We start from the raw sequence: 26,371 nt of genomic DNA on the forward strand, positions 1-26,371 counted from the left end.
TGGGGCCTGCACTACAACTGTTATCTAACTGCCCCGCGCAAATCCCCCACCAACGCCTGCAACCTCACCGGCTGCGCCACCTCAATCGCCACCGCCGGCCCGGCCACCAACGTCACCCGCGACCACAACCGGCGAAACAGCCCTTTATTCGGATCGCGGCTGAAGAAACTCCCCCACAACCCCTGCAAGGCCAACGGAATCACCGGCACCGGTGTCTCCTCGAGAATCCGCGTCAAGCCGCCCTTGAACTCGTTGATCTCGCCATCGGCGGTCAATTTGCCTTCGGGGAAGATGCACACCAGCTCACCGTCCTTCAGATACCGGGCAATGCGCGTGAAGGCTTGCTCATATATCTGGATGTCCTCCTGGCGCCCGGCAATCGGAATCGTCCCTGCGGTACGGAAGATGAAGTTCAGCACCGGCAGGTTGTAGATTTTGTAATACATCACAAAGCGAATCGGCCGACGTACCGCGCCGCCAATCAGCAAGGCGTCGACGAACGACACGTGGTTGCACACCAGCAGCGCCGCGCCTTCGTCGGGGATCAGGTCCAGATTGCGATGCTCGACGCGATACATGGAATGGCTGAGCAGCCAGATCATGAAACGCATGGTGAACTCGGGGACAATCCTGAAGATGTAGGCGTTGACACCGATATTCAGCAACGACACGACCAGGAACAACTGCGGGATCGACAGCTTGGCCACGCTCAGCAAGACGATCGAGACAATCGCCGACATCACCATGAAGAGCGCGTTGAGGATGTTGTTGGCGGCAATCACCCGCGCCCGCTCGTTCTCCGCGGTGCGCGACTGGATCAGCGCGTACAGCGGCACAATGTAGAAACCGCCGAAGACGCCCAGGCCGAGGATGTCGAGCAACACCAGCCAGGTGTGGCCGAAACCGAGGATGTCGATCCAGCCATGGCCGGCGGCGCTGTCCGGAATTCCACCGGAATGCCACCACAGCAGCAGCCCGAAGACGGTCAGGCCGAACGATCCGAAGGGCACCAGGCCAATCTCGACTTTGCGCCCGGAGAGCTTCTCGCACAGCATCGAACCCAAAGCGATGCCGACCGAGAACACCGTCAGAATCAGCGTCACCACGGTTTCGTCGCCGTGCATCCATTCCTTGGCATAGGCCGGGATCTGCGTCAGATAGATCGCCCCGACAAACCAGAACCATGAGTTGCCGACAATCGAGCGTGACACCGCCGGTGTTTGCCCCAGGCCCAGTTTCAATGTGGCCCAGGACTGGCTGAAAATGTTCCAGTTCAGGCGCATTTGCGGCGTGGCAGCCGCCGCCCGGGGAATGCTGCGGCTGGCCAGGTAGCCGAGTACGGCAATGCCGATGATCGCCGTGGACACCACCGGTGCGTAATGCGCCGAAGACATCATGACCCCGGCGCCAATGGTGCCGGCGAGGATCGCCAGGAAGGTGCCCATCTCCACCAGGCCGTTGCCGCCGACCAGTTCATCCTCACGCAGGGCCTGCGGCAGGATCGAGTACTTCACCGGCCCGAACAGCGCCGAATGGGTGCCCATGGCGAACAGCGCCAGCAGCATCAGCGACAGGTGATCGAACAGAAAGCCGACCGCGCCGACCGCCATGATGGCGATTTCCCCAAGCTTGATCAGGCGGATCAACGCATCCTTGGCGAACTTTTCCCCGAATTGCCCGGCCAGGGCCGAAAACAGGAAAAACGGCAGGATAAACAGCAGCGCACACAGGTTGACCCAGACAGAGCGGTCACCCTCGAGGGTCAGCTTGTACAAAATCGCCAGGATCAACGACTGCTTGAACACATTGTCGTTGAATGCCCCAAGCGACTGGGTAATGAAGAACGGCAGGAAGCGCCGGGTACGCAACAAGGTGAACTGTGAGGGGTGACTCATCTTCCATGTGTCCCTGATTATGTAGAGAGTGGCCTGGATACTGTAATTGGAGTATCGAAACTCGATCCAGGCCACACCTTACCTAATCTTTGCCGGTTATTTCTTCAATCCGGCAATGCACGGCGAGACAAACAGTTCACCACGCCAGGCGCCCAGTACCGTGCGCTTGCCGACGATCAGCCACATCACCGCCAGCAACGCCACCAGCACACAGCCAAACACACTGAAAAACGTCAGGTTCAAGGTACTGGCCAGCTTCAACGTCGCCAGAGAATAGACGCCCAACGGGAAGGTGAAGCCCCACCAGCCCAGATTGAAGGGGATGCCGGCACGCAGGTAGCGCACAGTGATCAGCAGCGCCATCAGCATCCACCACAGGCCGAAGCCCCACAGGGTGATGCCCGCCACCAGGCCCAGCCCCGCCGCAATCTCACCGACGCCCGGCAAACCGTTGGCCGCGAAAATCAGCGGTGCATCGCCGCCCAGAACCAGCATGCCCAACGCGCCGGTGCCGATCGGGCCAAGGGCCAGCCAGCTCGAGGCGGCCATGTTTTCGTGGGGCAGTTTATGCAGGGCCATGCGCAGCAACAGAATGGTCAGGATGCTGAAGGCCACTGGCAAGGAAAATGCCCAGAGTACGTAGCTGGTCACCAGCATCACCAGTTGCGAGTGAGCGTCGGCCAAATGCGGCGCCAACAGGCCACCGCTGGCGGCTGCCACTTCCGCCGCGACCACCGGCAACAACCAGACAGCGGTCATCTGGTCGATGCTGTGCTCCTGACGCGTGAACATCATGTAGGGAATCAGCACGCCGCAGGCCAGCGACATCGCCACATCCAGCCACCACAGCACCTCGGCGAGGTGAATCACACCTTCGCCCCACCGCGGCAGGCCGAACACCAGGAAACCGTTGATGATGGTCGCCAGACCCATCGGGATGGTGCCGAAAAACATCGAGACCGTGGAATGGCCGAAGATCCGTCGTGCTTCGTCGAAAAACAGCAGCCAACGCGCGGCGTACAGCGCCGTAAACAGCAGGAACAACGCGATGTTGAACAGCCACAGGGCTTCGGCAAAGGCGTGCAAGGCGGGCATGGCGACCGGCAATTGCGCCAGTGCCAACGCCAGCACACCGGTACCCATGGTGGCCGCGAACCAGTTAGGCGTGAACTGGCGGATCACTTCGCGTGGGTGCTGCAGGTGGCTGAACGGTTTGTTTCCCGGCTTGATGCTATTGGCGCATGTCATGGCGAACTCCTGTCCTCTCGTGAGGTAGAGCCCATCTTAGATCCGGATCGAATATCTATATAACGGGTAATATCTCTATATGTTATCTATTACATAGATATTTAATCAGGAACTGGCCTCGCATGCCCTGCCTGAACGCGGGCGCATCAAACCTGCCAAAGCGCCAAGGGCCAGGAGTATCAACACCGCGCCATAACCGTCGACGGTCGTCACCAAACCGAGGGTTCGGCTCAGGTTCCCGGCCAGCAGCGATGGCAGGCAGAAGGCGAGATAGCTGAGCGCGTAATACGTCGACACCAGCCCGGCACGCTCATGGGGCAAGGCCAGCGGCACCAGACTACGCAAGGTGCCAAGAAAACCGGAGCCGAAACCACAGCCTGCGACCAGGGTGCCAAGGAAGAACAGCGGCAGGCTGGCACTGTGCACACCCAGCAAAATCATCACGACACCCGCTGGCATCAGGCTGGCGCCCAATAACAATGACTTGCCGGCGGGTCGGTTGCGCATGCTGTAAATCATCAGCGCACCGGTCAACGTCAAGGCGGCAACGGTCGCCCCGCCGATCATGTTCGAGGTCGAGCCCGTGGCCGTGCGCACCAACGAAGGCGCCAGGGAAGCGTAGAAACCGCCGAGGGCCCACAGGGCAGTATTGAGCGGCAGCACCCGCCACAAAGTCGAGCGCGCTTGCAGCGGTACATGCAGAGTCGGTCGCAATGAAGCCCAAACCCCGGCCTGCCGCGAGACGCTTTCCGGCAAGCGCCAAACATACAACGCCTGCATCACAAACAACGCCAGCAGCAGCCAGAACGTCAGGTGCAACGGCGCCGGGGCGAACTCGGCCAACACACCGCAGCCCAACCCGCCAATGGCCATACCGGTCAAGGGTGCAACGCTATTGACCAGCGGCCCCCGTTCGCGGTCGGTATCCAGTAGCGTTGCACCCAGCACGGCGGTCGCCATGCCGGTGGCAAAACCTTGCAGGACTCGGGCACTGATCAGCCAGGTGACGCTGTCGGCGTGAATAAACAGCAACATCGCCAGGATATTCAGCACCACCGCCGTGAAAATCACCGGTTTGCGCCCCAGGTAATCCGACAGCGAGCCGACGGTCAGCAACGCCACCAACAGGCTGAGGGCGTACACGCCAAAAATCAGGGTCAGGGTCGCGGCCGAAAACTGCATCTGCTCCTGATACAGGTGATACAGCGGCGTCGGCGCCGTGGAGGCCGCGAGGAAACTGAGCAAGGTAACGGCAAGAAACCACAGGCTGGCACGGTTTGAATGAGAACTGGACATGGGCGCGCTCCACAAAAGCTAACTTTTTGCTTTTGCGGAGTGTGCTACCGGATCTCTCTTAAAGCAAATTCTTTGTGTTAAGGTCCGAGGCATGGCTTTTACAGGAACCCCAGGATGACAGCTCCCACCTTACGCCCGGGCGGACGCAGCGCGCGGGTACAAGAGTCGATTCATACAGCCGTGCGTCAACTCCTCGAGGAGCAGGACCGCGCCAGCCTGACCGTGCCGCAAATTGCTGCGCGCGCAGGCGTTACACCCTCGACCATCTATCGTCGCTGGGGTGATTTGTCGGCGCTGCTGGCCGACGTCGCCCTCGCCCGTATGCAGCCCGACAACGACCCCACCCACACCGGCAGCCTGCGCGGCGATATTCGAGCCTGGGCGGAACAGTACCTGGACGAAATGAGCTCCGAACCTGGCCGCAACATGCTGCGCGACGTACAGGCGGCGCTCAAGCCAAGTTACTGCGCGACGATTATTGGCGGGCAGTTGCAGACAATCCTCGACCGTTTTCCCGACGAGCCCGTGCCGGGTGTCGATCGGCTGATCAACCTGATCGCCGCCCCCATCGTTTTCCGCATTCTATTTTCCGAGGCCGCGCTGGAGGTTGAAGAGCTGCATCGGTTGATCGAGATTGCGTTGACTGCGTAATACCGCTATTCGCGAGCAAGCCCGCTCCCACAGGTGATCGCGTTTTTCCTGGTTGAACGTGGTCGTAATGTGGGAGCGGGCTTGCTCGCGAAGAGGCCCACCCAGACACTGCAAATCCCCCTGCGACACCCCGCCACGCCACGACCTTGGTCGACACTGACTAACACTGGCGGTCGTGCGAGACTGTCTGTCCGGGTGTGAGGCCCGGGAGTCTTTTGTCTGGAGTCCCCATGTCGCTGTCCACCGGGCTGATTGCCGCCGTCGCCCTGGCCTATATGGCCATCATGTTCGCCATCGCCTTCTATGGCGACCGTCGCAGCGCGCCCTTGCCGCCGCGTGTGCGCGCCTGGGTGTACAGCCTGTCGCTGGCGGTCTATTGCACCAGTTGGACGTTCTTCGGCGCCGTGGGCCAGGCCGCCGAACAGCTCTGGTCGTTCCTGCCGATCTACCTCGGGCCGATCCTGTTGCTGGTCGGCGCGCCGTGGGTCCTGCAGAAAATGGTGATGATCAGCAAACAGGAGAACATCACCTCGATCGCCGACTTCATCGCCGCGCGCTATGGCAAATCCCAGTCGCTGGCGGTGGTGGTGGCGCTGATTTGCCTGGTCGGCGTGTTGCCCTACATCGCGCTGCAGCTCAAAGGCATTGTGCTCGGCGTGAACCTGCTGATCGGCGCCGGCGCCGACGCCATGGGCACCCGGGCCCAGGACACGGCACTGATCGTGTCGCTGGTGCTGGCGCTGTTCACCATCGTCTTCGGTACCCGCAACCTCGACGCCACGGAGCACCACCGTGGCATGGTGCTGGCAATTGCCTTCGAATCACTGGTCAAGCTGTTCGCGTTTCTTGCCGTCGGCGCGTTCGTGACCTACGGCCTGTACGACGGTTTCGACGACCTGTTCGACCAGGCCATGCTGGCGCCGCGTCTCGAACAGTACTGGAAGGAAACCATCAACTGGCCATCGATGGTGGTGCAGACCGGTGTGGCAATGATGGCGATCATTTGCTTGCCGCGGCAGTTCCACGTGACCGTTGTCGAGAACATCGATCCCCAGGATCTGCGCCTGGCCAAGTGGGTATTCCCGGCCTACCTCGCCCTCGCTGCCTTGTTTGTCGTGCCGATCGCCCTGGCCGGCCAGATGCTGCTGCCCAGCTCGGTGTTGCCGGACTCGTTCGTCATCAGCCTGCCCCTGGCGCAGGCGCATCCGGCGCTGGCCCTGCTGGCGTTTATTGGTGGCGCATCGGCGGCCACCGGCATGGTAATCGTGGCCAGCGTGGCGCTGTCGACCATGGTGTCCAACGACATGCTGTTGCCCTGGCTGCTGCGTCGCAACAACGCCGAGCGCCCGTTCGAAGTGTTCCGCCAGTGGATGTTGTCGGTGCGCCGCGTCAGCATCGTGGTCATTCTGCTGCTGGCCTACGTCAGTTACCGCCTGCTGGGTTCGACCGCCAGCCTGGCGACCATCGGCCAGATCGCCTTCGCCGCCGTGACCCAACTGGCCCCCGCCATGCTCGGTGCGCTGTACTGGAAACAGGCCAACCGCCGCGGCGTTTTCGCCGGCCTCGCCGCAGGCACCTTCCTGTGGTTCTACACCCTGATCCTGCCGATCGCCGCCCTCAGCCTCGGCCTTTCCTTGAGCACATTCCCGGGGCTGGCCTGGTTGCACAGCAACCCACTGAACCTGCCGATCACCCCGCTGACCCAGGGCGTGGTGCTGTCGCTGGCTGGCAATTTCACGCTGTTCGCCTGGGTCTCGGTGCTGTCGCGCACCCGGGTTTCCGAGCACTGGCAGGCGGGCCGCTTCATCGGCCAGGAAATCAGTGCCCGCCCCAGCGCACGCTCGATGCTGGCGGTGCAGATCGACGACCTGCTGCAACTGGCGGCGCGCTTCGTCGGCGAAGAGCGCGCCCGTCAGAGCTTCATCCGCTTTGCCTATCGCCAGGGCAAAGGCTTCAACCCGAACCAGAACGCGGACGGTGAATGGATCGCCCACACTGAACGCCTGCTGGCCGGTGTGCTGGGTGCCTCTTCAACCCGCGCGGTGGTAAAAGCCGCCATTGAAGGCCGGGAGATGCAACTGGAAGACGTCGTGCGCATCGCCGACGAAGCCTCGGAGGTGCTGCAATTCAACCGCGCCTTGCTGCAAGGCGCCATCGAGAACATCACCCAGGGCATCAGCGTGGTCGACCAGTCGCTGAAACTGGTGGCCTGGAACCGTCGCTACCTGGAGTTGTTCAACTACCCGGACGGCTTGATCAGTGTCGGTCGGCCGATCGCCGACATCATTCGCCACAATGCCGAGCGCGGCCTGTGCGGCCCCGGCGAAGCCGAAGTTCACGTCGCGCGTCGCCTGCACTGGATGCGCCAGGGCCGCGCGCATACCTCCGAGCGCCTGTTCCCCAATGGCCGGGTCATCGAGCTGATCGGCAACCCGATGCCGGGCGGCGGCTTCGTCATGAGTTTCACCGACATCACCGCGTTCCGCGAAGCCGAGCAGGCGCTGACCGAAGCCAACGAAGGCCTGGAGCAACGGGTCACCGAACGGACCCACGAATTGTCGCAGCTCAACGTCGCCCTGACCGAAGCCAAGGGCACCGCCGAGGCGGCCAACCAGTCCAAGACCCGTTTCCTCGCGGCCGTCAGCCATGACTTGATGCAACCGCTGAATGCGGCACGGCTGTTCTCCGCCGCCCTCTCCCATCAGAACGATGGACTCTCCGGCGAAGCACAGAAACTGGTCGGGCACCTGGACAGCTCGCTGCGCTCGGCCGAGGACCTGATCAGCGACCTGCTGGACATCTCCCGCCTGGAGAACGGCAAGATCAACCCGAATCGCCAGCCGTTCGCGCTCAACGAACTGTTCGATACCCTCGGTACAGAGTTCAAGGTGCTGGCGCAGGAACAAGGTCTGGAGTTCCGCGTTCGCGGCAGCACGCTGCGGGTCGACAGCGACATCAAGCTGCTGCGGCGAATTTTGCAGAACTTCCTGACCAATGCGTTTCGCTACGGCAAAGGGCCGGTACTGCTGGGCGTTCGCCGGCACAAGGAAGCATTGAGCCTGGAAGTGTGGGACCGTGGGCCGGGTATTCCGGAAGATAAACAACAGGTGATTTTCGAAGAGTTCAAGCGCCTCGACAGCCACCAGACACGGGCCGAAAAAGGCCTCGGCCTGGGGTTGGCCATTGCCGACGGGCTATGTCGCGTGCTCGGTCATACCTTGCGCGTGCGCTCCTGGCCGGGACGCGGCAGCGTGTTCAGCGTCAGCGTGCCGCTGGCCCCGGCGCAAACCGTAGCGCCGGTCAAAGTCGCCGAGCTCAATGGCAAATTGCTCAATGGCGCGCAGGTGCTGTGCATCGATAACGAGGACAGCATCCTGATCGGCATGAACAGCTTGCTCAGCCGCTGGGGTTGCCAGGTCTGGACCGCACGCAATCGCGAGGAATGCGCAACGCTGCTGGGCGAAGGCATGCGCCCGCAATTGGCGCTGGTGGATTACCACCTCGATCATGGCGAAACCGGTACCGATCTGATGGCCTGGCTGCGCACGCAAATGGGCGAGCCGGTTCCTGGTGTGGTGATCAGCGCCGATGGCCGGCCGGAGACGGTCGACAAGGTGCATGCAGCAGGGCTGGATTACCTGGCCAAACCGGTGAAACCGGCGGCGTTGCGGGCGTTGTTGAGTCGGTATTTGCCGTTGTAGCGAGGTTTAACACAGCCTCCTGTGGCGAGGGGGCTTGCCCCCGTTCGGCTGCGTAGCAGTCGTCAGACAATCCAAATGGTATGGGGGCCGCTGCGCGGCCCAACGGGGGCAAGCCCCCTCGCCACAGGATCCGTGCTCGGCCGGGGGCTACTCCGGCAACTCGACCAACCCGTCGACATCGGTCATCGCCCGCTCCAGCAAATCCGCTGGCAGGCTCTTGCTCGCCCGTGCCCCCAGCAGCTTGAGCTGTTCACTGCGGCTGACCAGGTTGCCACGCCCCTCTGTCAGCTTGTTGCGTGCCGAACTGTAGGCCTTGTCCAGTTGCTGCAGGCGATTGCCGACCTCGTCCAGATCCTGGATGAACAGCACGAACTTGTCGTACAGCCACCCGGCCCGCTCGGCGATTTCCCGGGCGTTCTGGCTCTGGCGCTCCTGTTTCCACAGGCTGTCGATGACACGCAGGGTCGCCAATAACGTGGTGGGGCTGACGATCACGATGTTGCGATCGAATGCCTCCTGAAACAGCGTCGGCTCAGCTTGCAACGCGGCAGAAAACGCCGCCTCGATCGGCACGAAGAGCAACACGAAGTCCAGGCTGTGCAAGCCATCGAGGCGCTTGTAATCCTTGCCGGCCAGGCCTTTGACGTGATTGCGCAATGAAAGTACGTGCTGCTTGATGGCGATCTGGCCGATGGCCTCGTCTTCAGCCGCGACGTATTGCTGATAGGCCGTCAGGCTGACCTTGGAGTCGACCACCACCTGCTTGTCCCCCGGCAGGTAAATGATCACGTCCGGCTGGAAGCGTTCGCCGTCCGGTCCCTTGAGATTGACCTGGGTCTGGTACTCGCGCCCCTTCTCCAGCCCTGCATGCTCGAGCACGCGCTCAAGGATCAGTTCGCCCCAATTGCCTTGGGTCTTCTGCCCTTTCAAGGCGCGGGTCAGGTTGGTGGCTTCGTCGCTCAAGCGCAAATTCAGCTGTTGCAGGCGCTCCAGCTCCTTGGCCAGGGAGAAACGCTCACGGGCCTCGTTCTGATAGCTTTCCTCGACACGCTTTTCGAAGGACTGGATGCGCTCCTTGAGCGGATCGAGCAACTGCCCCAGGCGCTGCTGGCTGGTTTCGGCAAAACGCTGCTCGCGCTCATCGAAAATCTTCCCCGCCAGCTCGGCAAACTGCGCGCGCAATTCGTCCCGCGAACCTTGCAGGTCGTTCAGGCGTTGCTGATGGCTGTCCTGCTGCTCGCGCAATTCGGCGTTGAGCGACGCGGCCTGGGCATCCAGACGGCGCAGTTCGGCGTCTTTGCCGGCGCGCTCGATATTCCACGCATGGGCGGCGTCCCGGGCGTCGTCGCGCTCGATCTGCAGCAGTTCGACTTCACGACGCAGTGCAGCCAGATCAGCCTGTTTGGCGGAGTTGGCCTGGGTCAGATCAGCGATTTCATCGCGGCTGGACTCGAGTTGTGCATTCAAGCCGTCCTGTGCCAGTTGCGCCATGGCCAGGCGTTCCTGCAGCAGTGCAACGTCTGCCTGCGTGGTACTGGCCCGGCGCTGAAGTTGCCAGGCCAATACCAGCAACGGCAACCCTGCCGCTGCCAGTCCCAGCAATACGCTGGTCAAGTCCATTGCCATAGCCACTCCTGCCATTCGGGTAAAGCCTGAAGGTTAACCAAGGCGTCCGGTCTTGGACAGCTCAGTCTTCGATCAGCCCCAGTTCCTGTTGAGCGCGGCGATCGCCTGCCCGAGCGGCCTGGCGCAACAGGTCCTGACCGATGCGGCGGTCCCGGGCATTCCCGCATTCGCGGCACATCAACTGGCCAAGGCGACTTTGCGCAGCCACCACGCCCTCACGGGCCGGTTGCTTGAGCAGACGTCCGGCGATGTGTTTGACGTTAGGGTTTTCGCCCAGGTGCGGACTGTCCAACAGCCACTCTGCCACGCGCATGGAAAAGCGCTTGGTAGGGGCAACAGAGGGTGGTGTGGAGGTAGAGGAAACAGGGGCTGAGCGAAACTTCATAAAGCACTGTGGGGCAGATCGGAAGGCGCGCAACTTTACTCTCTTTTTCTTACAGGTAAAGCTGAAAATGTCCCGGCACGCCCGTCCTAGAGCAAGCGCTCGGGACAATCCACAGAAGCTGTGGATAACTCAGTGGACAACCGTCCTTGAACCCGCTCAAAGCCCTGTGGAATGGGGTTCGCAGTCAAACTGACGATTTTTTCACCAGTAAAAAAAAGCGATGTTTTTCATTGACTTAAATTTTGGTTACAGGCAGCCATTACGCTTGAACGTGAGATGACAGCGGAGTGACAGACTCTGCAACTAATGTGCACAAGTGCCTTTGCGACGGTTATATCAATGCACTTTTTCGGCGCGTTTTTTGGTCATGGCTGGGGATAAGCCCTGGCAAACCCGGTTTTTAGACGGCTGCGTTGCTATCAACGTCGATGACCGATGGTCGGATTTTGTTCTGCTAGGGGCCTATCCATCGGAGGCAGCGCCGCTTCATACGCTGATCTGCAAGGTAAAACAGCCCGATCAAGCCCCGCCGGGAAATTCTTTTTGCTAACACACTTCCCTTATCCAGTTCAATCCGTTAGTATCCGCGGCGTTAGTACCAAGCTGAAAGTCAATTCTGGTCGAACAAATCCCCCCGGTCAGCCTTCCCCACGGAAGCCTCCACCGAACAAGCGGGATCGACCACCTCGATGGTTTCCAGGTAAATCTTGCGCCGACACGACCTTTGAATCGAAAACAAAGGGTGTTGCTCCGCCTGCCTACTCTGCTCGAACCAACCTGCAAATTGATCAGGATCTTCACCCCGGGCCCAGAACCTTTGCCCTCGATGTGTTGCCTGCCCTCCTAAGTACCTACCTGCCAGCCCAAGCGCGCCCACTTATCAGCGCTTCAAACTGGCTGCTTTGTTCCAGTCGGGTTCTTCGTTCGATCAATGGTGATCGACGTTACTGGAACGTTTTAACGTTGCACGGTTCTTATCCGTGTCATTTGTAGGAACACCCAATAATGTCTACTCAAATCCACACTCAGGATGCCATTCGCACCCTAACCAACGCTTTTGCACCAATGAACTGCCTGATCATGGCCGCTCGCAAAGGCTGCTTCAGCTTCACCCTGGTCAACGAACACGGCATCGCTCGTCACAGCGAACGCCTGTACCCCGATCAATACTCCAGCGCCGAGCCGCTGCAGGCCGTGATCGAGCGTACCCGTCAGGCCCTGGTTGCCTGAAACGCCAGAAAGGCTGAAAAACCCGAAAGCCCTGCCCGAAAAGCAGGGCTTTTTATTGCCCGATGTTTCCCTGTCCTCGAACCACGACTAAGCACGATCCGATATAAGGGTTATAACTGGTCGCTGGAAATATTGTAAAAACAGTCCTTTACAGCGCGAATATGACACTACACTTCAACTCAAGCGGCTTGACCCGCTTGCGGCGAGCCTGAGCCGATTCACAGCTGCCAAGCCCCCCCTTCAGGTATCGCCGTCCAATTCAGGTTTCGAGGGTTTTATGGGTATCGCTGCCAGCGAACTGTGCCGCTATGTGATTCGTCCGACATTGATCTACCTCGGACGCCATAGCGCTACTGCCGAATCCCTGCTGCTGGGCATTGCCGCCAGCCAGTCAGCCCTTGGTTCCGCCCTGCATGACCGCCGTGGGCACGGCCTGTACCGCATTGCCGAGCCCCGCCACCAGGCCCTTTGGGACCATTACCTGGCCCTTGATCCGGAGCGAGCAAGCCTGGTCCGCGGCCTGGCCAGCCAGCATGCGTTTCTGAGCGGCCCGCACCTCGAATTGACCGTCAACCTGCGTTACGCCACAGCCATCGCCTGGCTGCTGGTGGAGGAACAGAATACTCCCCTCCCCTCCCCTGATGATCTATTGGGCATGGCCAGGATCTGGCGCCAGACATTTCATCCCCAGGGGCGGCTGCGTGATTTCACCAGCGCCTGGCAAACCTGTGTTTCACCCCTGAATCAGGAAGCCTGCTGACTCTTCTGGATCCAAACATCGCGCAACAAGTCGCGATTTTGGTCTGATTGTCCTACAAAACCGCTCTAAATCAAGGCATACAGCCTATGGCGCCGGGACGAAAATGTTGGTAATTTTCGCCCCGGTGATCACCAGGAGTTCTAATAATGAAAAAAGTAATGCTCAAAACCACCCTTAGTCTCGCCGTTGCCATGGCATCCACCCAGCTCTTTGCAAGTGGCTTTGCCCTCAACGAACAAAGCATCAGCGGGATGGGAACAGGTTTTGCCGGGCGATCTTCTGCTGCCGACGACGCATCAACCATTGCTGGCAACCCTGCCGGCATGTCCCGCATCAAGCGCGAACAAGTGACCGGCGGTGTTGCATTCATCGACGCGCACACTGACATCAGTGACGCCAGCTCCCGCCCGAACGGCGGTACCAACAAAGGTGACATGGTCCCTTTCATGGGCGTGCCGATGGGTTACTACGTCAAACCAATCGACGACCACTGGGCATTCGGTATCGGCGTGTACGCACCGTTCGGCCTGGTAACCGACTACGAAAACGGCTTTGCCGGTCGTTACTTCGGCAGCAAGAGCGAAGTTAAAATCGTCACCCTGCAACCGACTGTCAGCTACGCCTTCAACGACAAGGTCTCCATCGGTTTCGGCCCGACCATCAACCGCATCGACGGCACCCTGGAATCGAACCTGTCGATCACCCAGGCCGCGCCAGACGGCAAGGTCAAGATCGAAGGTGACGATACTGCGCTGGGCTACAACATCGGCGTGCTGGTTCAAGCCACCGACAGCACGCGTGTCGGCCTGACCTACCACTCGAAAGTGAAGTACAAGCTTGAGGGCAACACCAAGGTCAACTACAACGTGCTGGGCTTGATCGGCCAGAACCCTAACCAGAAATACGACGCTTCGCTGGACCTGACCACACCTGAATCGGTGGACTTCTCGGTCACTCACCAGCTCGACGACAAGTGGACTCTGTACGCAGGCAGCACCTGGACCCGCTGGAGCCGCCTGAAAGAAATCACCGTTGAAAACACAGGTGTTCCAGCCGTCCTGAACGGTCAGTTCGGCACCATCACAGAAGAACAGAACTGGCACGACACCTGGGCTCACGCCATCGGTGCGTCCTATCAGTTGAACAAGCAATGGGTACTGCGTACCGGTCTGTCCGTTGACCAGGCACCGACCAACAACGTCGACCGCTCTCCGCGCATCCCGACGGGCGATCGCAAGATTTTCAGCGTGGGCGCCGGCTGGAGTCCAACCGACGACCTGACCATCGACCTGGCGTATTCGTACCTGCGCGAAGAGTCGGTCAAGGTCAACAACAGCAACGACCGTGGCCAGAGCTACAACGCCAAGTATGAAAACTACGCGAACGGTTTCGGTCTCGGTGCAACCTACCGCTTCTGATGATTCCCGGCGATCCTGAACCGCTCGCCATCAGATTCAAAAAAGCCCCGCTCTCTTCACAGAGGCGGGGCTTTTCATTTGTAGGAGCGAGCCTGCTCGCGATGGACGCGAACGATGACGCGTGCTTACTGGATGAACGAAGCGCCTTGAGATTTTCGCGAGCAAGCTCGCTCCTACAGGTCAGGGAGCGGAGGCCAGCGGTGGCGAAACCAGGGCTTTTTCTACCGCGGCGATGAACTCGGGATCATCCGGCTTGGTCAGGCTGGAGAAACTGGCGATCACCTTGCCCTGGCGATCCACCACATACTTGTAGAAATTCCACTTTGGCGCACTGGTTTGACGGGCGAGCACTTTGAACAAGTGCGTCGCATCGTCGCCACGAACCCTTTGTGGTTCAGTCATGGTGAAGGTCACGCCGTAGTTGGCATAGCAGACTTTCGCAGTCTCGGCGCTGTCTTTGGACTCCTGCTTGAAGTCGTTCGACGGCACGCCGAGTATTTCCAGCCCTTGCGCCTTGTAGCGCTGATTGAGTGCCTCAAGGCCCTCGAACTGCGGCGCGAAGCCGCAGAAACTGGCGGTGTTGACCACCACCAGCGGTTTGTCGGCGTAACGCTGGCACAGGTCGATGGACTCCTTGGCCCGCAACTTCGGCAGCGAGCCCTGCAGCACCTCCGGGCAGTCAGCAGCCCAAGCCAGCCCGGACAACGCCATCAGCAACGCGGGAACAGCACACCAGCGCTTGAGCATCTCGAGCATCCTTGATGATTCGTCAAAAGCGACGTTACTCGCCCTCGCCGCTCACTAGCAAGCACCCATGCCCAACTGCATCAGCGCCAGCCCGCCCTGATGCCAGCCCCACCACGACAACGCCAGCAACAAGGCGCAGACGGCGGCTACAGCGATCCGTGGCCAAAGGCTGTTCATGTCGCACTCATCTGTGTTTGCAGGCGCGCCACCGGCCGTTCACGCACCGGCCAGTTGAGGGCGGCGGCCAACAGGCTCAAGAGAATTGCCACTTGCCAGATCAAGTCATAACTCCCGGTTCGGTCATACACCACCCCGCCCAGCCAGCCGCCCAGGAACGAACCGAGCTGGTGAAACAGGAAAACAATCCCGCCGAGCATGGACAGGTTTCGCACGCCGAACAAGGTCGCCACCGTACCGTTGGTCAACGGCACCGTCGACAGCCACAGGAAGCCCATGGCCATGCCGAACAGGTAGGCCGTGGTGGTGGTCACCGGTGCCCACAGGAACAACGCAATGACCACCGCCCGCAGCAAATACAAACCGGTGAGCAAACGCGGCTTGGACATGCGCCCGCCGAGCCACCCGGCGGTATAGGTGCCGAAAATGTTGAACAGGCCGATCAGCGCCAGCACCGTGGTACCGACCGTCGCCGGAAGGTGCTGGTCCACCAGATAGGCCGGCAAGTGCACACCGATGAACACCACCTGGAATCCGCAGACAAAAAAACCGAACGCCAGCAACCAGAATCCGGAATGCGAGCAGGCTTCGCGCAGTGCTTCGCCAAGGGTTTGTTCGTGGCCCAGGACCGGCAACGGCTTGTCCTTGAGCATGCTCACCAGCGGTACGATCAGCGCTACCAGCAAGCCGAGCGCGAGCAACGCCGCGGACCAGCCAAGCCACCCGATCAAACCGAGCGTGCCGGGCAACATCGCGAACTGGCCGAACGAGCCGGCAGCACTGGCGATCCCCATGCCCATGCTGCGCTTTTCCGGCGGTACTGCGCGACCGACCACCCCCAGGATCACCGAGAACGACGTGCCGGACAGCCCGAGGCCGATCAGCAGGCCGGCGCTCAGGGACAGGGTCACTGCCGAGTCGGAGAGCCCCATGCAAATCAGCCCGGCCGCGTACAGGACGCCACCGACCAGCACCACTTTCGCCGCGCCCAAGCGGTCGGCCAGCGCGCCGGTGAATGGCTGGGCGAGGCCCCAGATCAGGTTCTGCAAGGCGATGGCGAAGGCAAAGACTTCACGCCCCCAGCCGAACTCGGCACTCATCGGCGCCAGAAACAGCCCGAAGCCATGTCGAACCCCCAGAGACAACGCAAGGATCAGCGCACTCCCCAACAGAACCCAACCGCACGTACGCCACATCGATGTCATTGTTGTTCTCCGGTAGCGGGTATATACCCGCTTATGTTCGGAAAAACCGGCATCACGCCAGTTCGTCCAGCAGCTTCAATAAGGTTTCGCGCTTCTCGGCCCCCAGGCGATCGATCAAGCGCTGCTGCGCGGCTTCCCAGGCCGGCAAGGCAGCCTTGAGACGCTCTGCACCGGCCTCGGTCAGCAGGACGATGCGGTTGCGCATGTCCTCGCCCTCGACCAGCGTCACCAGGCCGTCACCCTCCAGCACCCGCAAATTACGCCCCAAGGTACTGCGATCCAGGCCCATGGCCTCGGCCAGGGTTGAAATGCTCGGCTGATCCAGACGCTGCAGATTACACAGCAAAGAATACTGCGCAACGTTGATCCCGAAGCCGTCGAGAGCGCCGTCGTAATGCCTGCTGACGCCACGGGCGGCGCGACGCAGGTTGATGCATAAACATTGGGAATCGAGCATGGTGCGTGTATATACCCGCGAGCGTGTTAAATCAAGTTACATGGTTTCTTCAATGATTGAGCGGCGCCTGGCAGACCGCCATCGCGGGCAAGCCCGCTCCCACAGAGATTTTCGGTGTGCCCACCATTTTGTCAACAAAACAGAAACCCTGTGGGAGCGGGCTTGCCCGCGCAGGGGCCAGAACATTCAATACAACCCCATCAGAACAGCGCCAAGCCTACCAGCACTGCAACTTCCAGCAACTCCAGCATTGCCCCCGCCGTGTCCCCCGTCGTTCCACCGAGCCGCCGCAACATCACCTGCCGCAACCAGACAAACCCGAGAACCGCCAACACCACCGCCACCACACCACTCAAACCGGCAATCAACACACAGGCCAGTGCACTGACCGCCAACACCTGCCTGCCCGCCGAACGCGGAAGATGATCGGCCAAGGCCTGCCCCAGGCCACCGGCACGCACATAGGGTGTGGTCAGGAACAAGCCGAGCAAGGCGCTGCGACCGATCAACGGCACGATGATCAAGGCCAGCGAATTCGATTGCCCGATCAGCGCCAGCAGCGCAGTGAACTTGAGCAACAACACCAGCACCAGCGTCACCACGGCGATCGGTCCGCTGCGCGGGTCTTTCATGATGGTCAGCGTACGTTCACGGTCGCCAAAACCGCCGAGCCAGGCATCGGCGCTGTCCGCCAGGCCATCGAGATGCAACCCGCCGCTGAGCAGCACCCAAACGCTCAGCAACAACGCCGCGTGCAACAACGCTGGCGCACCCTGCAACAGCCAGCTCACTGCCCACAAAATCACGCCAAAGAGCAATCCCACCAGCGGATAAAACAGCAGTGACCGCCCCAGCTCCCCAGGCTCAGGCATGCCCGGCAGGCGAATCGGCAGGCTGCTGAGAAATTGCAGGGCGATCCAGAATGGCAACATGGTCAGAGCACTTCCTTCAACAAACCAGCGGACTCCATCCTCAGTGAAAACACTGCGCCATGCCCAACCTCAACGTTGAGCAGTTGCTCTCGCGGCAGCCTGCGAGCCTGTGCCAGCAACAGGCGCATCACCCCGCCGTGGCTGATCAGCAGAATGCGCTCACCGGCACAGGTCGCGTGCAAACGCTCCAGCGCTGCCAGCACCCGTGTCGAAAAGTCTGCAACCGGCTCGCCCTGAGGCGGCGTGAACGAGTAAGGATCGGCCCAGAACAAACCCAGCGCCTGCGCGTCGGTTTCCATCAACGCTGCCGCGCTTTGCCCTTCCCAGGCGCCGAAATGCAACTCTTGCAGGTCTTTATCCAATTGCACCGGCACACCCAGTTGAGCCCCGAGCTCCTCGGCAAACCGCGCACAACGCTGCAACGGCGAACTGACCAACCGATCCCATGGCCCCTGCCCGACCACGGCGGCGCGCATCTGCGCCCAGCCCGTGTCGGTCAAGGCATCATCGATGCTGCCGCGCAGGCCACCGCCAAATTCGGTTTCACCGTGACGCAACAGATCCACGCGCAGGGTCATGCCGGACGATCTGCCACGGCGGCTTCGGCGAAGGTCGCCATCTGCCCGTGCAGGTCGCACGCCAGACGCAACAGCGGCACAGCCAATGCCGCGCCACTGCCTTCACCAAGCCGCAGACCAAGATCGAGCAAGGGTTGCGCACTCAGGGTGTCCAGCACATGACGGTGTCCCGGCTCGGCGCCGCGATGACCGAACAACAGCCACTGCCGGCATTCAGGATTCAAGCGCACCGCGACCAGCGCAGCGACACTGCAGATGAAGCCGTCCACCAGCACCGCGACACCTTCTTGAGCACAGGCGAGATAGGCACCGACCAGCGCGGCAATCTCGAAGCCACCAAGGTTGAACAGGGTCTGCAAGGCATCCTCACGCTGTGCGCCATGCAATGCCAGGGCACGCTCGATCACCCGGGCTTTGTGGCTGACACCTTCGGCGTTGAGCCCGGTGCCAGGCCCAGTCAAATGGCCCACCGGGCAATCGAGCAAGGCACAGGCCAGCGCGCTGGCGGCGGTGGTGTTGCCAATGCCCATTTCGCCACCGATGAACAACTGCGCACCGCTGGCCATCGCCCGCTGCACGCTGTCACGACCGGCCTGCAAAGCAAGTTGCCCCTGGGCTTCGGTCATGGCCGGCCCCTGTACGAAATTGGCCGTGCCCGGGCCGACGTTCAGGTGACGCACACCGGGCAGGTTCAGCGACGGCGTCACCGTGCCAAGGTCCACCACCTCAAGGGAAGCGCCCAGTTGTCGCGCCAGTACACTGATCGCCGCACCACCGCTGACGAAGTTGAGCAGCATCTGCCCGGTGACTTCCTGAGGATAGGCCGACACGCCCTCGGCGACGACACCATGGTCGCCGGCAAATATCGCGATCCACACCTGCTCCAGACTCGGCTTGACCCGCCCCTGCAACCCCGCCAGCTGCACCGCCACCGATTCCAGCTGACCGAGGGAGCCGGCCGGCTTGGTCAGTTGCTGTTGCCGCGCCCGGGCCTGTTCGAGCGCTTGGGTATCGACCGGCCTGCACGGGTTCAGCCACCAGGATTGAGTCATAACGCAGTTCCTTTCAGAGTCAGGGGCAGGCCGGCGACGGTCAGGACGACACGCTGACAGCGCTCAGCCAGAGCTTGATGCAGCCAACCGGCTTCATCGACATAGCGGCGAGTCAATTCGCCCAGCGGCACGACACCCATTCCGGTCTCGTTGCTGACAAAAATGATTTCCCCCGGCAACGATGCCAGGCAGTCCAGCAGGGCATCACGCTCGGCAGCCAGGCGCCCGGCATCGTCGAGCATCAGCAGATTGGTCAGCCACAGGGTCAGGCAATCCACCAGCAGGCAGTGGTCGGCACGGGCGCTTTCACGCAGTACCCGGGCCAGTTCCAGAGGTTCTTCAATCAGTGCCCATTCGGCAGGACGACGGGCACGGTGATGGGCCACCCGCTCGCTCATTTCGCCATCCAGTGGCTGGCTGGTGGCGATGTAGGTCACGGCCAGGGCGCTGTCGGTGGCGAGTTTTTCAGCCAGGCGACTCTTGCCGGAGCGGGCGCCGCCGAGGATCAGTTGGAGCATGGTTGTTTCCTTGAAATTTTCGCTGAGGCGACTGACCTCATCGCGGGCAAGCCCGCTCCTACAAGGTTATTGGGCGTTCCCGGGATTTGTGTCTGGTTGCAATCCCCTGTGGGAGCGGGCTTGCCCGCGATGAGGCCAGCACAGACGCCTCAAATCCCACAGAGCTGCCGCAACAGCCCGGTATCCAGATGCTTCTCCACCAGATCCGCCAGCCGCTCGATATCGCGCTCGCGCAAGCCGTGGTAATCCACGTCCTGCACCTCCTCCAGACCGGCCCAACGCAACAGCGCACTGCACGCCGCCGGCGATTCGAACAGCCCGTGCAGGTAGGTGCCGAAAATCTGTCCATCCGCACTTTGCGCACCATCACAGCGGCCGTCATCCAGATGCACGGCGGCATTTTCCAGGGCCGCTCCGGTGGTCACGCCAGCATGAATTTCATAGCCTGATACCGGCGCATCTTCCAGCGCCAGGCGACCGCAGACATTGCGCAGCTGTTTCTCTTGTTCGAGCCGGGTCTGGAACGCCAGCAACCCCAAACCGGCACTGGAACCCGGCGCCCCCTCGAGGCCCAGAGGGTCATGCACCTGCTCACCGAGCATCTGCAGGCCGCCACAGATCCCCAGCAGTTTTCCGCCGTATCGCAGATGCCGGGCAATCGCGGTTTCCCAGCCGTTGGCCCGCAGGTACGCGAGGTCGCTGCGGACACTTTTCGAACCGGGAAGAATGATCAGGTCGGCGGGCGGAACCGCCTGGCCGGGCCCGATGAATTGCAGGTCCACCTGCGGATGCAGGCGCAGCGGATCGAAATCGGTGTGATTGCTGATGCGCGGCAGCACCGGCACCACGACTTTCAGCACCCGCTCGGCTTTATCGGTCTGGCGTTGATCGATGCCGTCCTCGGCCTCCAGGTGCAGGTCCATCACGTACGGCAGCACACCCATCACCGGTTTGCCGGTGCGCTCTTCAAGCCAGTCGAGACCGGGTTGCAACAACGCGATGTCACCGCGAAAACGATTGATGATGAAACCTTTGACCCGCGCCTGTTCGCTCGGCGACAGCAGTTCGAGGGTGCCCACCAGATGGGCGAAAACCCCGCCGCGATTGATATCGGCAATCAGCAACACCGGACAATCCACCGCTTCGGCGAAGCCCATGTTGGCGATGTCGCCAGCACGCAAATTGATTTCCGCCGGAGAGCCTGCACCTTCGACCATCACCAGCGGATACGCCGCGCTCAAGCGCTCGTGGGAGGCCAGCACCGCTTGCATGGCGATGCTTTTGTAGTCGTGATAGGCGACGGCGTTCATGCTCGTGACGGCGCGGCCATGGATGATCACCTGGGCACCGGTGTCACTGTTGGGCTTGAGCAATACCGGATTCATGTCGGTGTGCGGTTCGAGGTGTGCGGCCTGGGCCTGAACCGCCTGGGCACGACCAATCTCGCCGCCGTCGGCGGTCACCGCACTGTTGAGTGCCATGTTCTGCGGCTTGAACGGCACTACCCTAATGCCCTGACGCGTGGCCCAACGGCACAACGCAGTCACCAGCGTGCTTTTACCGGCATCCGACGTGGTGCCCTGCACCATCAGCGTGGTCATTGGTTTTCCTTGGCGAAATCTTCGAATGCCTGCGCCAGCCGCCCCCAGGCGGCTTCGTCACCGGGCAGGCCGAATCGCAGGCTGCTGTTGTGCGCGAACAACCGCAGGAGAATGCCGCGCCGGGCCATGAACTCATGCAGTGCTTCGGCGCGCTCGGTGATCAGCCACTGGAACAGCGCACAGCCGCCCTGGGGCTCAAAGCCGTGTTGCTGCAGCAAAGACGCCAGGCGCTCGCTGGCCTCTTCGGTGCGCAGCCGTTGCCGCGTTTGCCCCTCGGTATCGCGCAGGCAGGCCTGCCCCACTACCCGGGTTGCCCCGCTCACGGCCCAGGGCCCCACTTGTTCAGCCAACAACTTGAGCAACTTGCGCTCGGCCAGCACAAACCCCAGACGCACGCCGGCCAAGCCGAAAAACTTGCCGAAGGAGCGCAAGACGATCAGCCCGACTTGATGGGCAAACGGTGCCAGGCTCAGTTGCGGCGTGTTATCCATGAACGCTTCGTCCACCACCAGCCAGCCACCGCGCTGGGCCAGTCGCGTGTGCCAGTCGAGCAGTCGACTGGGGGTGAGGCTCAGGCCCGTGGGGTTATTCGGATTGACCACCACCAGCACGTCGATGCTGTCGATAAAGAAGTCGACTTCCTGCTCCAGCACTTCCCGCACGATGTAGCCGTTGCGACGCCACGCTTCGGCGTGCTCGGCGTAGCACGGCGACAGCACGCCGACCTTGCCCGCCCGACGCAATCGCGGCAGCAACTGGATCGCCATTTGCGAACCGGCCACCGGCAATGCCTGCAAGGTGCCGTAGTAATCACAGGCGGCCTGTTCCAGACCATCGTCCGCCTCCGGCAAACGGGCCCAGGCCCGCAGCGGAATATCCGGCACCGGGAACGGCCAGGGCGCAAGGCCCGTCGACAGGTCCAGCCAGTCGGCTTCATCTATGCCGTATTCGAGCGCCGCCTTGCGCAATCGTCCACCGTGTTCAAGCATAAAATTCAGCCCCCAGGCAGAGAATCAGCAGCCATAACCATACCCCGCGCTGGACCAGTTGCCAGCCCCGGTCAATGGAGTCGGCATCCGCGGGCACGCCTTCGCCCAGTTGCGGACGCTGGTGCAGTTCGCCGTGATAAATCGCCGCTCCGCCCAATTCGACGCCAAGGGCACCCGCCCCTGCCGCCATCACCGGGCCGGCGTTCGGACTGTCCCAGGTAGGGCCCTGGGTGCGCCAGCATTTCAACGCCAGCCGGGTTTTGCCCAGCAGCGCGTAAGTCAGTGCCACCAGACGCGCTGGAATGTAATTGAGCACGTCGTCGATCTTCGCCGCCGCCCAGCCGAACCGTTCGAAGCGCTCATTGCGATAGCCCCACATCGCATCCAGCGTATTGCTCAGGCGATAGAGCACCACGCCCGGCGCACCGGCCACGGCAAACCAGAACAACGCGGCGAACACCGCGTCGCTGCCGTTTTCCAGCACCGACTCGGTGGCGGCACGGGCGACTTCGGTTTTATCCAGGTCACTGGTTTTTCGGCTGACCAGATAACTCACACGCTTGCGCGCTTCATCAAGATCATCGCCGCGCAAAGCCTTGGCCACCGGCGTGACGTGTTCACCGAGGCTGCGCATGCCGAGGGCGCAATAGAGCGCGAGAATCTCGACGATCCAGCCAACGTACGGCGCCCAGGAGAATGCCGTGACCAACAGCACCAGCGGCAGTACGGCGATCACCCACGCGGTGACGCCATGGCTGCGCCAGCCGCGACCGCCGCCGTTGAAACGTTGTTCGATGCGATCGGCAAAACGGCCGAACGCCACCAGCGGATGCCAGCGTTTGGGTTCGCCCAGTAGCGCATCCAGCGCAACCGCGGCGACACTCAACAACGCCACACTCATTGACTCACTCCCCAATAGTTCTCATACAGCAATTCATGCAGCGGACGCGCCTGCGCCCAGCCTTCGAGCACCAGCATCGGCGCCGGGTAGAACGCTTTTACCGGCCCCAGGCACAACACCGCCAGCGGTTTGGCTCCCGGCGGCAGCCTCAGCAGGTCCGCCAGTGCCTTGGGTTCGAACAGCGACACCCAGCCCATCCCCAGCCCTTCGGCGCGGGACGCGAGCCACAGGTTCTGGATGGCACAGGACAGCGAGGCCATGTCCATTTCCGGCAAGGTGCGGCGGCCGAAGATATGTTGCTCGCGGTCGTCCATCAGTGCGGCGACCAGTACTTCGGCGCAATCGTTGATGCCTTCCACCTTGAGCTTCATGAACTCGTCGCTGCGCTCGCCGAGGGCTTCGGCGGTGCGGATGCGCTCCTCTTCCACGAGCCCCTGGATTTGCCCGCGCAAGGCGCGATCACTGATGCGGATGAAGCGCCAGGGCTGCATCAGGCCGACGCTGGGCGCCTGATGTGCAGCTTCGAGCAGGCGCTGGAGCAACTCGGGCTCGACGGTGCCGCCGCTGAAGTGGCGCATGTCGCGGCGCTCGCCGATGGCGCGGTAGACCGCTGCGCGTTCGGCTTCGGTGAATGCGTTGTCGGTCATGGCCTCTTCGCTGGCAAGCCAGCTCCTACAGGGGTTAGGTGATCCATTGTAGGAGCTGGCTTGCCAGCGATGGCGGCTTCAAGGTCCGGCGCAAACAGCGCGGCAATTGCCGAGGGATTGGACGGAAAATAAAAGTGCACGTAGGAGGCGGTCATCCGCCCGTCACGGTAAACCGCCTCCGCTCCGCGCCCGCCATTCGGGCTCACGCCCCGGGCAATCGGCACCAGTTCAGTGCTGGTCAGCGAATGGTGATAGGTGTGCCCGCGCAGCGAACCTTCCGGCAGCTCCACCGCTTGCAACGCCAGCGCCGCCAGACGCTTTTGCATGACCGCATCACCGGCCAGCAGGCCCGCCAGTTCGGCGCGAGTGCCCTCGACATCGGTCAGGGAGTCGAGCAGATACAGCATGCCGCCACACTCGGCGAGCAAGGGTTTGCCCGCCCGGTGGTGGGCGCGGATCGCCTCGAGCATCGCCGTGTTTTGCGCCAGCGCGACATGGTGCAGCTCCGGGTAACCGCCCGGCAGATACAGGCTGTCCGCCTCCGGCAATTGGCGGTCGCGGATCGGCGAGAAAAACGACAGCTCGGCGCCCATCGCCCGCAGCAAATCCAGGCTCGCACCGTAGGTGAACGCAAAGGCTTCATCACGGGCCACAGCAATGCGCACACCGGCCAGCAGCGGTTCGGCGACGATGACATCGGGGGCGGCGAACTCGACTGACGGGGGCAGCGCGACCTCGCAACTGCTGGCCAGGGCATCGGCCGCGGCATCGAGGCGCAGGTCGAGATCATTCAGCTCACTGGCTTGAACCAGCCCCAGGTGTCGGCTCGGCAGTTCAATCCCTGTTTCCCGGGACAGCGCGCCGTACCAGCGCAATCCTTCAGTCAGGCTGCCCTCGAGCAGTTGCGCGTGGCGCAGTGTACCGACGCGGTTGGCCAGCACGCCGGCGAACGGCAAGTCCGACTGATAACGCGCCAGCCCCAGGGCCAGTGCGCCGAAGGTCTGGGCCATGGCGGTGCCGTCGATCACCCCCAGTACCGGCACACCGAAATGCCGCGCCAGATCGGCGCTCGACGGCGTACCGTCGAACAGCCCCATGACGCCTTCGATCAGGATCAGGTCGGCTTCAGCGGCGGCTTCCCACAGTAACCGGCGACTCTCCTGCTCGCCGACCATCCACATGTCCAGTTGATACACCGGTGCACCGCTGGCACGCTCGAGGATCATCGGATCGAGAAAGTCGGGGCCGCACTTGAACACACGGACCTTGCGCCCCTGATTGCGATGCAACCGGGCCAGCGCCGCGGTGACGGTGGTCTTGCCCTGGCCGGAGGCCGGCGCGGCAATCAGTACCGCCGGGCAATGACGTGGCTGGTTCACAGCTCGACGCCTTTCTGCGCTTTGATCCCGGCCTGAAAGGCGTGCTTGATCATGCCCATTTCGGTGACCGTGTCGGCCATCTCGATCATTTCCGGCTTGGCGGCACGCCCGGTGACCACCACGTGTTGCATCGGCGGCCGGGCCTGCAAGTCGCTGAGCACCTGATCAAGATCGAGGTAGCCGTGCTTGAGGGCGATGTTCAGCTCATCCAGCACCACCAGGCCGATGGACGGATCGCGCAGCAGTTCCCGGGACACCGCCCACGCCGCTTCGGCGGCAGCGATGTCGCGCTGACGGTCCTGGGTTTCCCAGGTAAACCCTTCGCCCATCACATGAAATCGCACCTGCTCGGGAAAGCGCCGGAAGAACAGCTCTTCGCCGGTACTGTTGCGGCCCTTGATGAACTGCACCACGCCGCATTGCATGCCGTGCCCCATGGCGCGGGCGAGCATGCCGAAGGCCGAACTGCTCTTGCCCTTACCGTTGCCGGTCAGCACCAGCAACAGACCACACTCGTTCGGGGAATTGGCGATGCGCTCGTCGATCACGGCTTTTTTGCGCTGCATGCGCGCCAGGTGGCGTTCGTCACGATCGGGGGTATCAGTCATGGGGGAGCTCTCCGTTGAGACAGGAATAACGGCGGGCAGGCACAGCAATAGAAGGCAACAAGCCTGGCATCGCCCACCGTGATGCCGCTGGATGAATCAGGCCGGTCTCCGGGCTCATGAGTGGCGCGAAGCCAGACTGCGCGCCTTCCCGCATCGAATCGACACAGTGGCATCAGACACAGTTTTCACTCATTTACCGTTGCGGGGGCAGCGCCGGAATGGCGGGTCTTCGACCAACAGAAGAACGCGTTCACCGGCTTCCCTGTTTCACTCTGTCGACCCAAGTCACAGAGCACCTGAAACAAGCCGCGAAGGTTAGAGGGTTGGGGGTGGAGCGTCAATTAAAGCCGGGAGGCCATCCTCCGAATAA

Annotated in this window: 24 protein-coding genes and 1 riboswitch; of the genes, 5 read left to right on the forward strand and 19 right to left on the reverse strand. The window is 61.8% G+C overall.

The window, feature by feature from the left end:
* Nucleotides 1-20 precede the first annotated feature (20 nt).
* From AB7M25_RS21715 to AB7M25_RS21725, 3 genes are all read right to left on the reverse strand, one after another.
* The gene (locus AB7M25_RS21715; RefSeq protein WP_429385906.1) at nt 21-1,895 is read right to left on the reverse strand and encodes an MFS transporter; all 1,875 of its coding nucleotides are present in this window, start codon (nt 1,893-1,895) and stop codon (nt 21-23) included.
* A gap of 96 nt (nt 1,896-1,991) precedes the next feature.
* On the reverse strand, nt 1,992-3,143 hold the full coding sequence (locus tag AB7M25_RS21720; RefSeq protein ID WP_429385904.1) for a TDT family transporter: 1,152 nt from the start codon (nt 3,141-3,143) through the stop codon (nt 1,992-1,994).
* A 105-nt stretch (nt 3,144-3,248) separates the two neighbouring features.
* Entirely contained in the window at nt 3,249-4,439 is a 1,191-nt protein-coding gene (locus AB7M25_RS21725) for an MFS transporter (protein WP_429516802.1), read from the reverse strand.
* 114 nt (nt 4,440-4,553) lie between these two features.
* On the opposite strand from AB7M25_RS21725, the gene AB7M25_RS21730 reads away from it, so the two are divergent.
* Complete coding sequence (locus AB7M25_RS21730; protein WP_429516804.1) at nt 4,554-5,090, forward strand: TetR/AcrR family transcriptional regulator; 537 nt, start codon at nt 4,554-4,556, stop codon at nt 5,088-5,090.
* Nucleotides 5,091-5,320: 230 nt separating this feature from the next.
* Nucleotides 5,321-8,791: a hybrid sensor histidine kinase/response regulator gene (locus AB7M25_RS21735; RefSeq protein WP_429516805.1), complete on the forward strand. Its 3,471-nt coding sequence runs from the start codon at nt 5,321-5,323 to the stop codon at nt 8,789-8,791.
* Between the two features lie 147 nt (nt 8,792-8,938).
* Here AB7M25_RS21735 and rmuC read toward each other — a convergent pair whose 3' ends face one another.
* Together rmuC and AB7M25_RS21745 are read right to left on the reverse strand one after the other, a co-directional pair.
* The gene (gene rmuC / locus AB7M25_RS21740) at nt 8,939-10,303 is read right to left on the reverse strand and encodes a DNA recombination protein RmuC (RefSeq protein ID WP_429385912.1); all 1,365 of its coding nucleotides are present in this window, start codon (nt 10,301-10,303) and stop codon (nt 8,939-8,941) included.
* A 175-nt stretch (nt 10,304-10,478) separates the two neighbouring features.
* Nucleotides 10,479-10,802, reverse strand: a complete 324-nt coding sequence (locus tag AB7M25_RS21745; RefSeq protein ID WP_015096151.1) for an SEL1-like repeat protein — start codon at nt 10,800-10,802, stop codon at nt 10,479-10,481.
* A 1,005-nt stretch (nt 10,803-11,807) separates the two neighbouring features.
* Here AB7M25_RS21745 and AB7M25_RS21750 point away from each other — a divergent pair.
* The 3 genes from AB7M25_RS21750 to AB7M25_RS21760 all read left to right on the forward strand — a co-directional run bounded on the left by AB7M25_RS21750 (nt 11,808) and on the right by AB7M25_RS21760 (nt 14,210).
* The gene (locus AB7M25_RS21750; protein ID WP_007898912.1) at nt 11,808-12,032 is read left to right on the forward strand and encodes a hypothetical protein; all 225 of its coding nucleotides are present in this window, start codon (nt 11,808-11,810) and stop codon (nt 12,030-12,032) included.
* Between the two features lie 277 nt (nt 12,033-12,309).
* Nucleotides 12,310-12,792: a hypothetical protein gene (locus AB7M25_RS21755; protein WP_429385895.1), complete on the forward strand. Its 483-nt coding sequence runs from the start codon at nt 12,310-12,312 to the stop codon at nt 12,790-12,792.
* A gap of 146 nt (nt 12,793-12,938) precedes the next feature.
* Nucleotides 12,939-14,210, forward strand: a complete 1,272-nt coding sequence (locus tag AB7M25_RS21760; protein WP_429385893.1) for an OmpP1/FadL family transporter — start codon at nt 12,939-12,941, stop codon at nt 14,208-14,210.
* Between the two features lie 180 nt (nt 14,211-14,390).
* Here the strand turns inward: AB7M25_RS21760 and AB7M25_RS21765 are convergent, their stop codons facing one another.
* The 14 genes from AB7M25_RS21765 to cobO all read right to left on the reverse strand — a co-directional run bounded on the left by AB7M25_RS21765 (nt 14,391) and on the right by cobO (nt 26,001).
* On the reverse strand, nt 14,391-14,957 hold the full coding sequence (locus tag AB7M25_RS21765; RefSeq protein ID WP_429385891.1) for a glutathione peroxidase: 567 nt from the start codon (nt 14,955-14,957) through the stop codon (nt 14,391-14,393).
* Nucleotides 14,958-15,011: 54 nt separating this feature from the next.
* On the reverse strand, nt 15,012-15,134 hold the full coding sequence (locus AB7M25_RS21770) for a hypothetical protein (protein WP_007977581.1): 123 nt from the start codon (nt 15,132-15,134) through the stop codon (nt 15,012-15,014).
* Nucleotides 15,131-16,339: an MFS transporter gene (locus AB7M25_RS21775; RefSeq protein WP_429385889.1), complete on the reverse strand. Its 1,209-nt coding sequence runs from the start codon at nt 16,337-16,339 to the stop codon at nt 15,131-15,133. Before AB7M25_RS21775 ends, AB7M25_RS21770 begins: the two co-directional genes overlap by 4 nt.
* A gap of 52 nt (nt 16,340-16,391) precedes the next feature.
* A complete protein-coding gene (locus AB7M25_RS21780) occupies nt 16,392-16,796 on the reverse strand; it encodes a MarR family winged helix-turn-helix transcriptional regulator (RefSeq protein ID WP_046037619.1) in 405 nt (134 codons plus the stop codon).
* 200 nt (nt 16,797-16,996) lie between these two features.
* Nucleotides 16,997-17,728: an adenosylcobinamide-GDP ribazoletransferase gene (locus AB7M25_RS21785; RefSeq protein WP_429385886.1), complete on the reverse strand. Its 732-nt coding sequence runs from the start codon at nt 17,726-17,728 to the stop codon at nt 16,997-16,999.
* A gap of 2 nt (nt 17,729-17,730) precedes the next feature.
* Nucleotides 17,731-18,306 carry an alpha-ribazole phosphatase family protein gene (gene cobC / locus AB7M25_RS21790; RefSeq protein ID WP_429385884.1) on the reverse strand — a complete coding sequence of 192 codons (576 nt, stop codon included), beginning with the start codon at nt 18,304-18,306 and terminating at the stop codon, nt 17,731-17,733.
* Nucleotides 18,303-19,358 carry a nicotinate-nucleotide--dimethylbenzimidazole phosphoribosyltransferase gene (gene cobT, locus AB7M25_RS21795; RefSeq protein ID WP_454237989.1) on the reverse strand — a complete coding sequence of 352 codons (1,056 nt, stop codon included), beginning with the start codon at nt 19,356-19,358 and terminating at the stop codon, nt 18,303-18,305. Before cobT ends, cobC begins: the two co-directional genes overlap by 4 nt.
* Nucleotides 19,355-19,876 (reverse strand): bifunctional adenosylcobinamide kinase/adenosylcobinamide-phosphate guanylyltransferase, encoded by a 522-nt coding sequence (cobU, locus tag AB7M25_RS21800; RefSeq protein ID WP_429385880.1) that lies wholly within the window; start codon nt 19,874-19,876, stop codon nt 19,355-19,357. The genes cobT and cobU overlap by 4 nt, the downstream gene beginning before the upstream one ends.
* Nucleotides 19,877-20,025: 149 nt before the next feature.
* Nucleotides 20,026-21,477, reverse strand: coding sequence for a cobyric acid synthase (locus tag AB7M25_RS21805; RefSeq protein WP_454237990.1), 1,452 nt, complete (start codon nt 21,475-21,477; stop codon nt 20,026-20,028).
* A complete protein-coding gene (cobD, locus tag AB7M25_RS21810) occupies nt 21,474-22,466 on the reverse strand; it encodes a threonine-phosphate decarboxylase CobD (RefSeq protein WP_429385878.1) in 993 nt (330 codons plus the stop codon). The genes AB7M25_RS21805 and cobD overlap by 4 nt, the downstream gene beginning before the upstream one ends.
* Nucleotides 22,459-23,367, reverse strand: coding sequence for an adenosylcobinamide-phosphate synthase CbiB (gene cbiB / locus AB7M25_RS21815; protein WP_102701785.1), 909 nt, complete (start codon nt 23,365-23,367; stop codon nt 22,459-22,461). Before cbiB ends, cobD begins: the two co-directional genes overlap by 8 nt.
* Entirely contained in the window at nt 23,364-24,014 is a 651-nt protein-coding gene (bluB, locus tag AB7M25_RS21820; protein ID WP_454237991.1) for a 5,6-dimethylbenzimidazole synthase, read from the reverse strand. The genes cbiB and bluB overlap by 4 nt, the downstream gene beginning before the upstream one ends.
* On the reverse strand, nt 24,011-25,393 hold the full coding sequence (locus tag AB7M25_RS21825; RefSeq protein ID WP_429560621.1) for a cobyrinate a,c-diamide synthase: 1,383 nt from the start codon (nt 25,391-25,393) through the stop codon (nt 24,011-24,013). The genes bluB and AB7M25_RS21825 overlap by 4 nt, the downstream gene beginning before the upstream one ends.
* Complete coding sequence (cobO, locus tag AB7M25_RS21830; RefSeq protein ID WP_007984541.1) at nt 25,390-26,001, reverse strand: cob(I)yrinic acid a,c-diamide adenosyltransferase; 612 nt, start codon at nt 25,999-26,001, stop codon at nt 25,390-25,392. The genes AB7M25_RS21825 and cobO overlap by 4 nt, the downstream gene beginning before the upstream one ends.
* Nucleotides 26,002-26,083: 82 nt before the next feature.
* Nucleotides 26,084-26,316: riboswitch (cobalamin riboswitch) on the reverse strand.
* Between the last annotated feature and the right edge of the window lie 55 nt (nt 26,317-26,371).

Source organism: Pseudomonas sp. AP3_22 TE3818 (assembly GCF_053628995.1).

Excerpts from the sequence above, each read along its gene's own strand:
- AB7M25_RS21715 (WP_429385906.1), bottom strand. The coding sequence starts at position 1,895 with ATGAGTCACCCCTCACAGTTCACCTTGTTGCGTACCCGGCGCTTCCTG.
- AB7M25_RS21720 (WP_429385904.1), bottom strand. The coding sequence starts at position 3,143 with ATGACATGCGCCAATAGCATCAAGCCGGGAAACAAACCGTTCAGCCAC.
- AB7M25_RS21725 (WP_429516802.1), bottom strand. The coding sequence starts at position 4,439 with ATGTCCAGTTCTCATTCAAACCGTGCCAGCCTGTGGTTTCTTGCCGTT.
- AB7M25_RS21730 (WP_429516804.1), top strand. The coding sequence starts at position 4,554 with ATGACAGCTCCCACCTTACGCCCGGGCGGACGCAGCGCGCGGGTACAA.
- AB7M25_RS21735 (WP_429516805.1), top strand. The coding sequence starts at position 5,321 with ATGTCGCTGTCCACCGGGCTGATTGCCGCCGTCGCCCTGGCCTATATG.
- AB7M25_RS21745 (WP_015096151.1), bottom strand. The coding sequence starts at position 10,802 with ATGAAGTTTCGCTCAGCCCCTGTTTCCTCTACCTCCACACCACCCTCT.
- AB7M25_RS21750 (WP_007898912.1), top strand. The coding sequence starts at position 11,808 with ATGTCTACTCAAATCCACACTCAGGATGCCATTCGCACCCTAACCAAC.
- AB7M25_RS21755 (WP_429385895.1), top strand. The coding sequence starts at position 12,310 with ATGGGTATCGCTGCCAGCGAACTGTGCCGCTATGTGATTCGTCCGACA.
- AB7M25_RS21760 (WP_429385893.1), top strand. The coding sequence starts at position 12,939 with ATGAAAAAAGTAATGCTCAAAACCACCCTTAGTCTCGCCGTTGCCATG.
- AB7M25_RS21765 (WP_429385891.1), bottom strand. The coding sequence starts at position 14,957 with ATGCTCAAGCGCTGGTGTGCTGTTCCCGCGTTGCTGATGGCGTTGTCC.
- AB7M25_RS21770 (WP_007977581.1), bottom strand. The coding sequence starts at position 15,134 with ATGAACAGCCTTTGGCCACGGATCGCTGTAGCCGCCGTCTGCGCCTTG.
- AB7M25_RS21775 (WP_429385889.1), bottom strand. The coding sequence starts at position 16,339 with ATGACATCGATGTGGCGTACGTGCGGTTGGGTTCTGTTGGGGAGTGCG.
- AB7M25_RS21780 (WP_046037619.1), bottom strand. The coding sequence starts at position 16,796 with ATGCTCGATTCCCAATGTTTATGCATCAACCTGCGTCGCGCCGCCCGT.
- AB7M25_RS21785 (WP_429385886.1), bottom strand. The coding sequence starts at position 17,728 with ATGTTGCCATTCTGGATCGCCCTGCAATTTCTCAGCAGCCTGCCGATT.
- cobC (WP_429385884.1), bottom strand. The coding sequence starts at position 18,306 with ATGACCCTGCGCGTGGATCTGTTGCGTCACGGTGAAACCGAATTTGGC.
- cobT (WP_454237989.1), bottom strand. The coding sequence starts at position 19,358 with ATGACTCAATCCTGGTGGCTGAACCCGTGCAGGCCGGTCGATACCCAA.
- cobU (WP_429385880.1), bottom strand. The coding sequence starts at position 19,876 with ATGCTCCAACTGATCCTCGGCGGCGCCCGCTCCGGCAAGAGTCGCCTG.
- AB7M25_RS21805 (WP_454237990.1), bottom strand. The coding sequence starts at position 21,477 with ATGACCACGCTGATGGTGCAGGGCACCACGTCGGATGCCGGTAAAAGC.
- cobD (WP_429385878.1), bottom strand. The coding sequence starts at position 22,466 with ATGCTTGAACACGGTGGACGATTGCGCAAGGCGGCGCTCGAATACGGC.
- cbiB (WP_102701785.1), bottom strand. The coding sequence starts at position 23,367 with ATGAGTGTGGCGTTGTTGAGTGTCGCCGCGGTTGCGCTGGATGCGCTA.
- bluB (WP_454237991.1), bottom strand. The coding sequence starts at position 24,014 with ATGACCGACAACGCATTCACCGAAGCCGAACGCGCAGCGGTCTACCGC.
- cobO (WP_007984541.1), bottom strand. The coding sequence starts at position 26,001 with ATGACTGATACCCCCGATCGTGACGAACGCCACCTGGCGCGCATGCAG.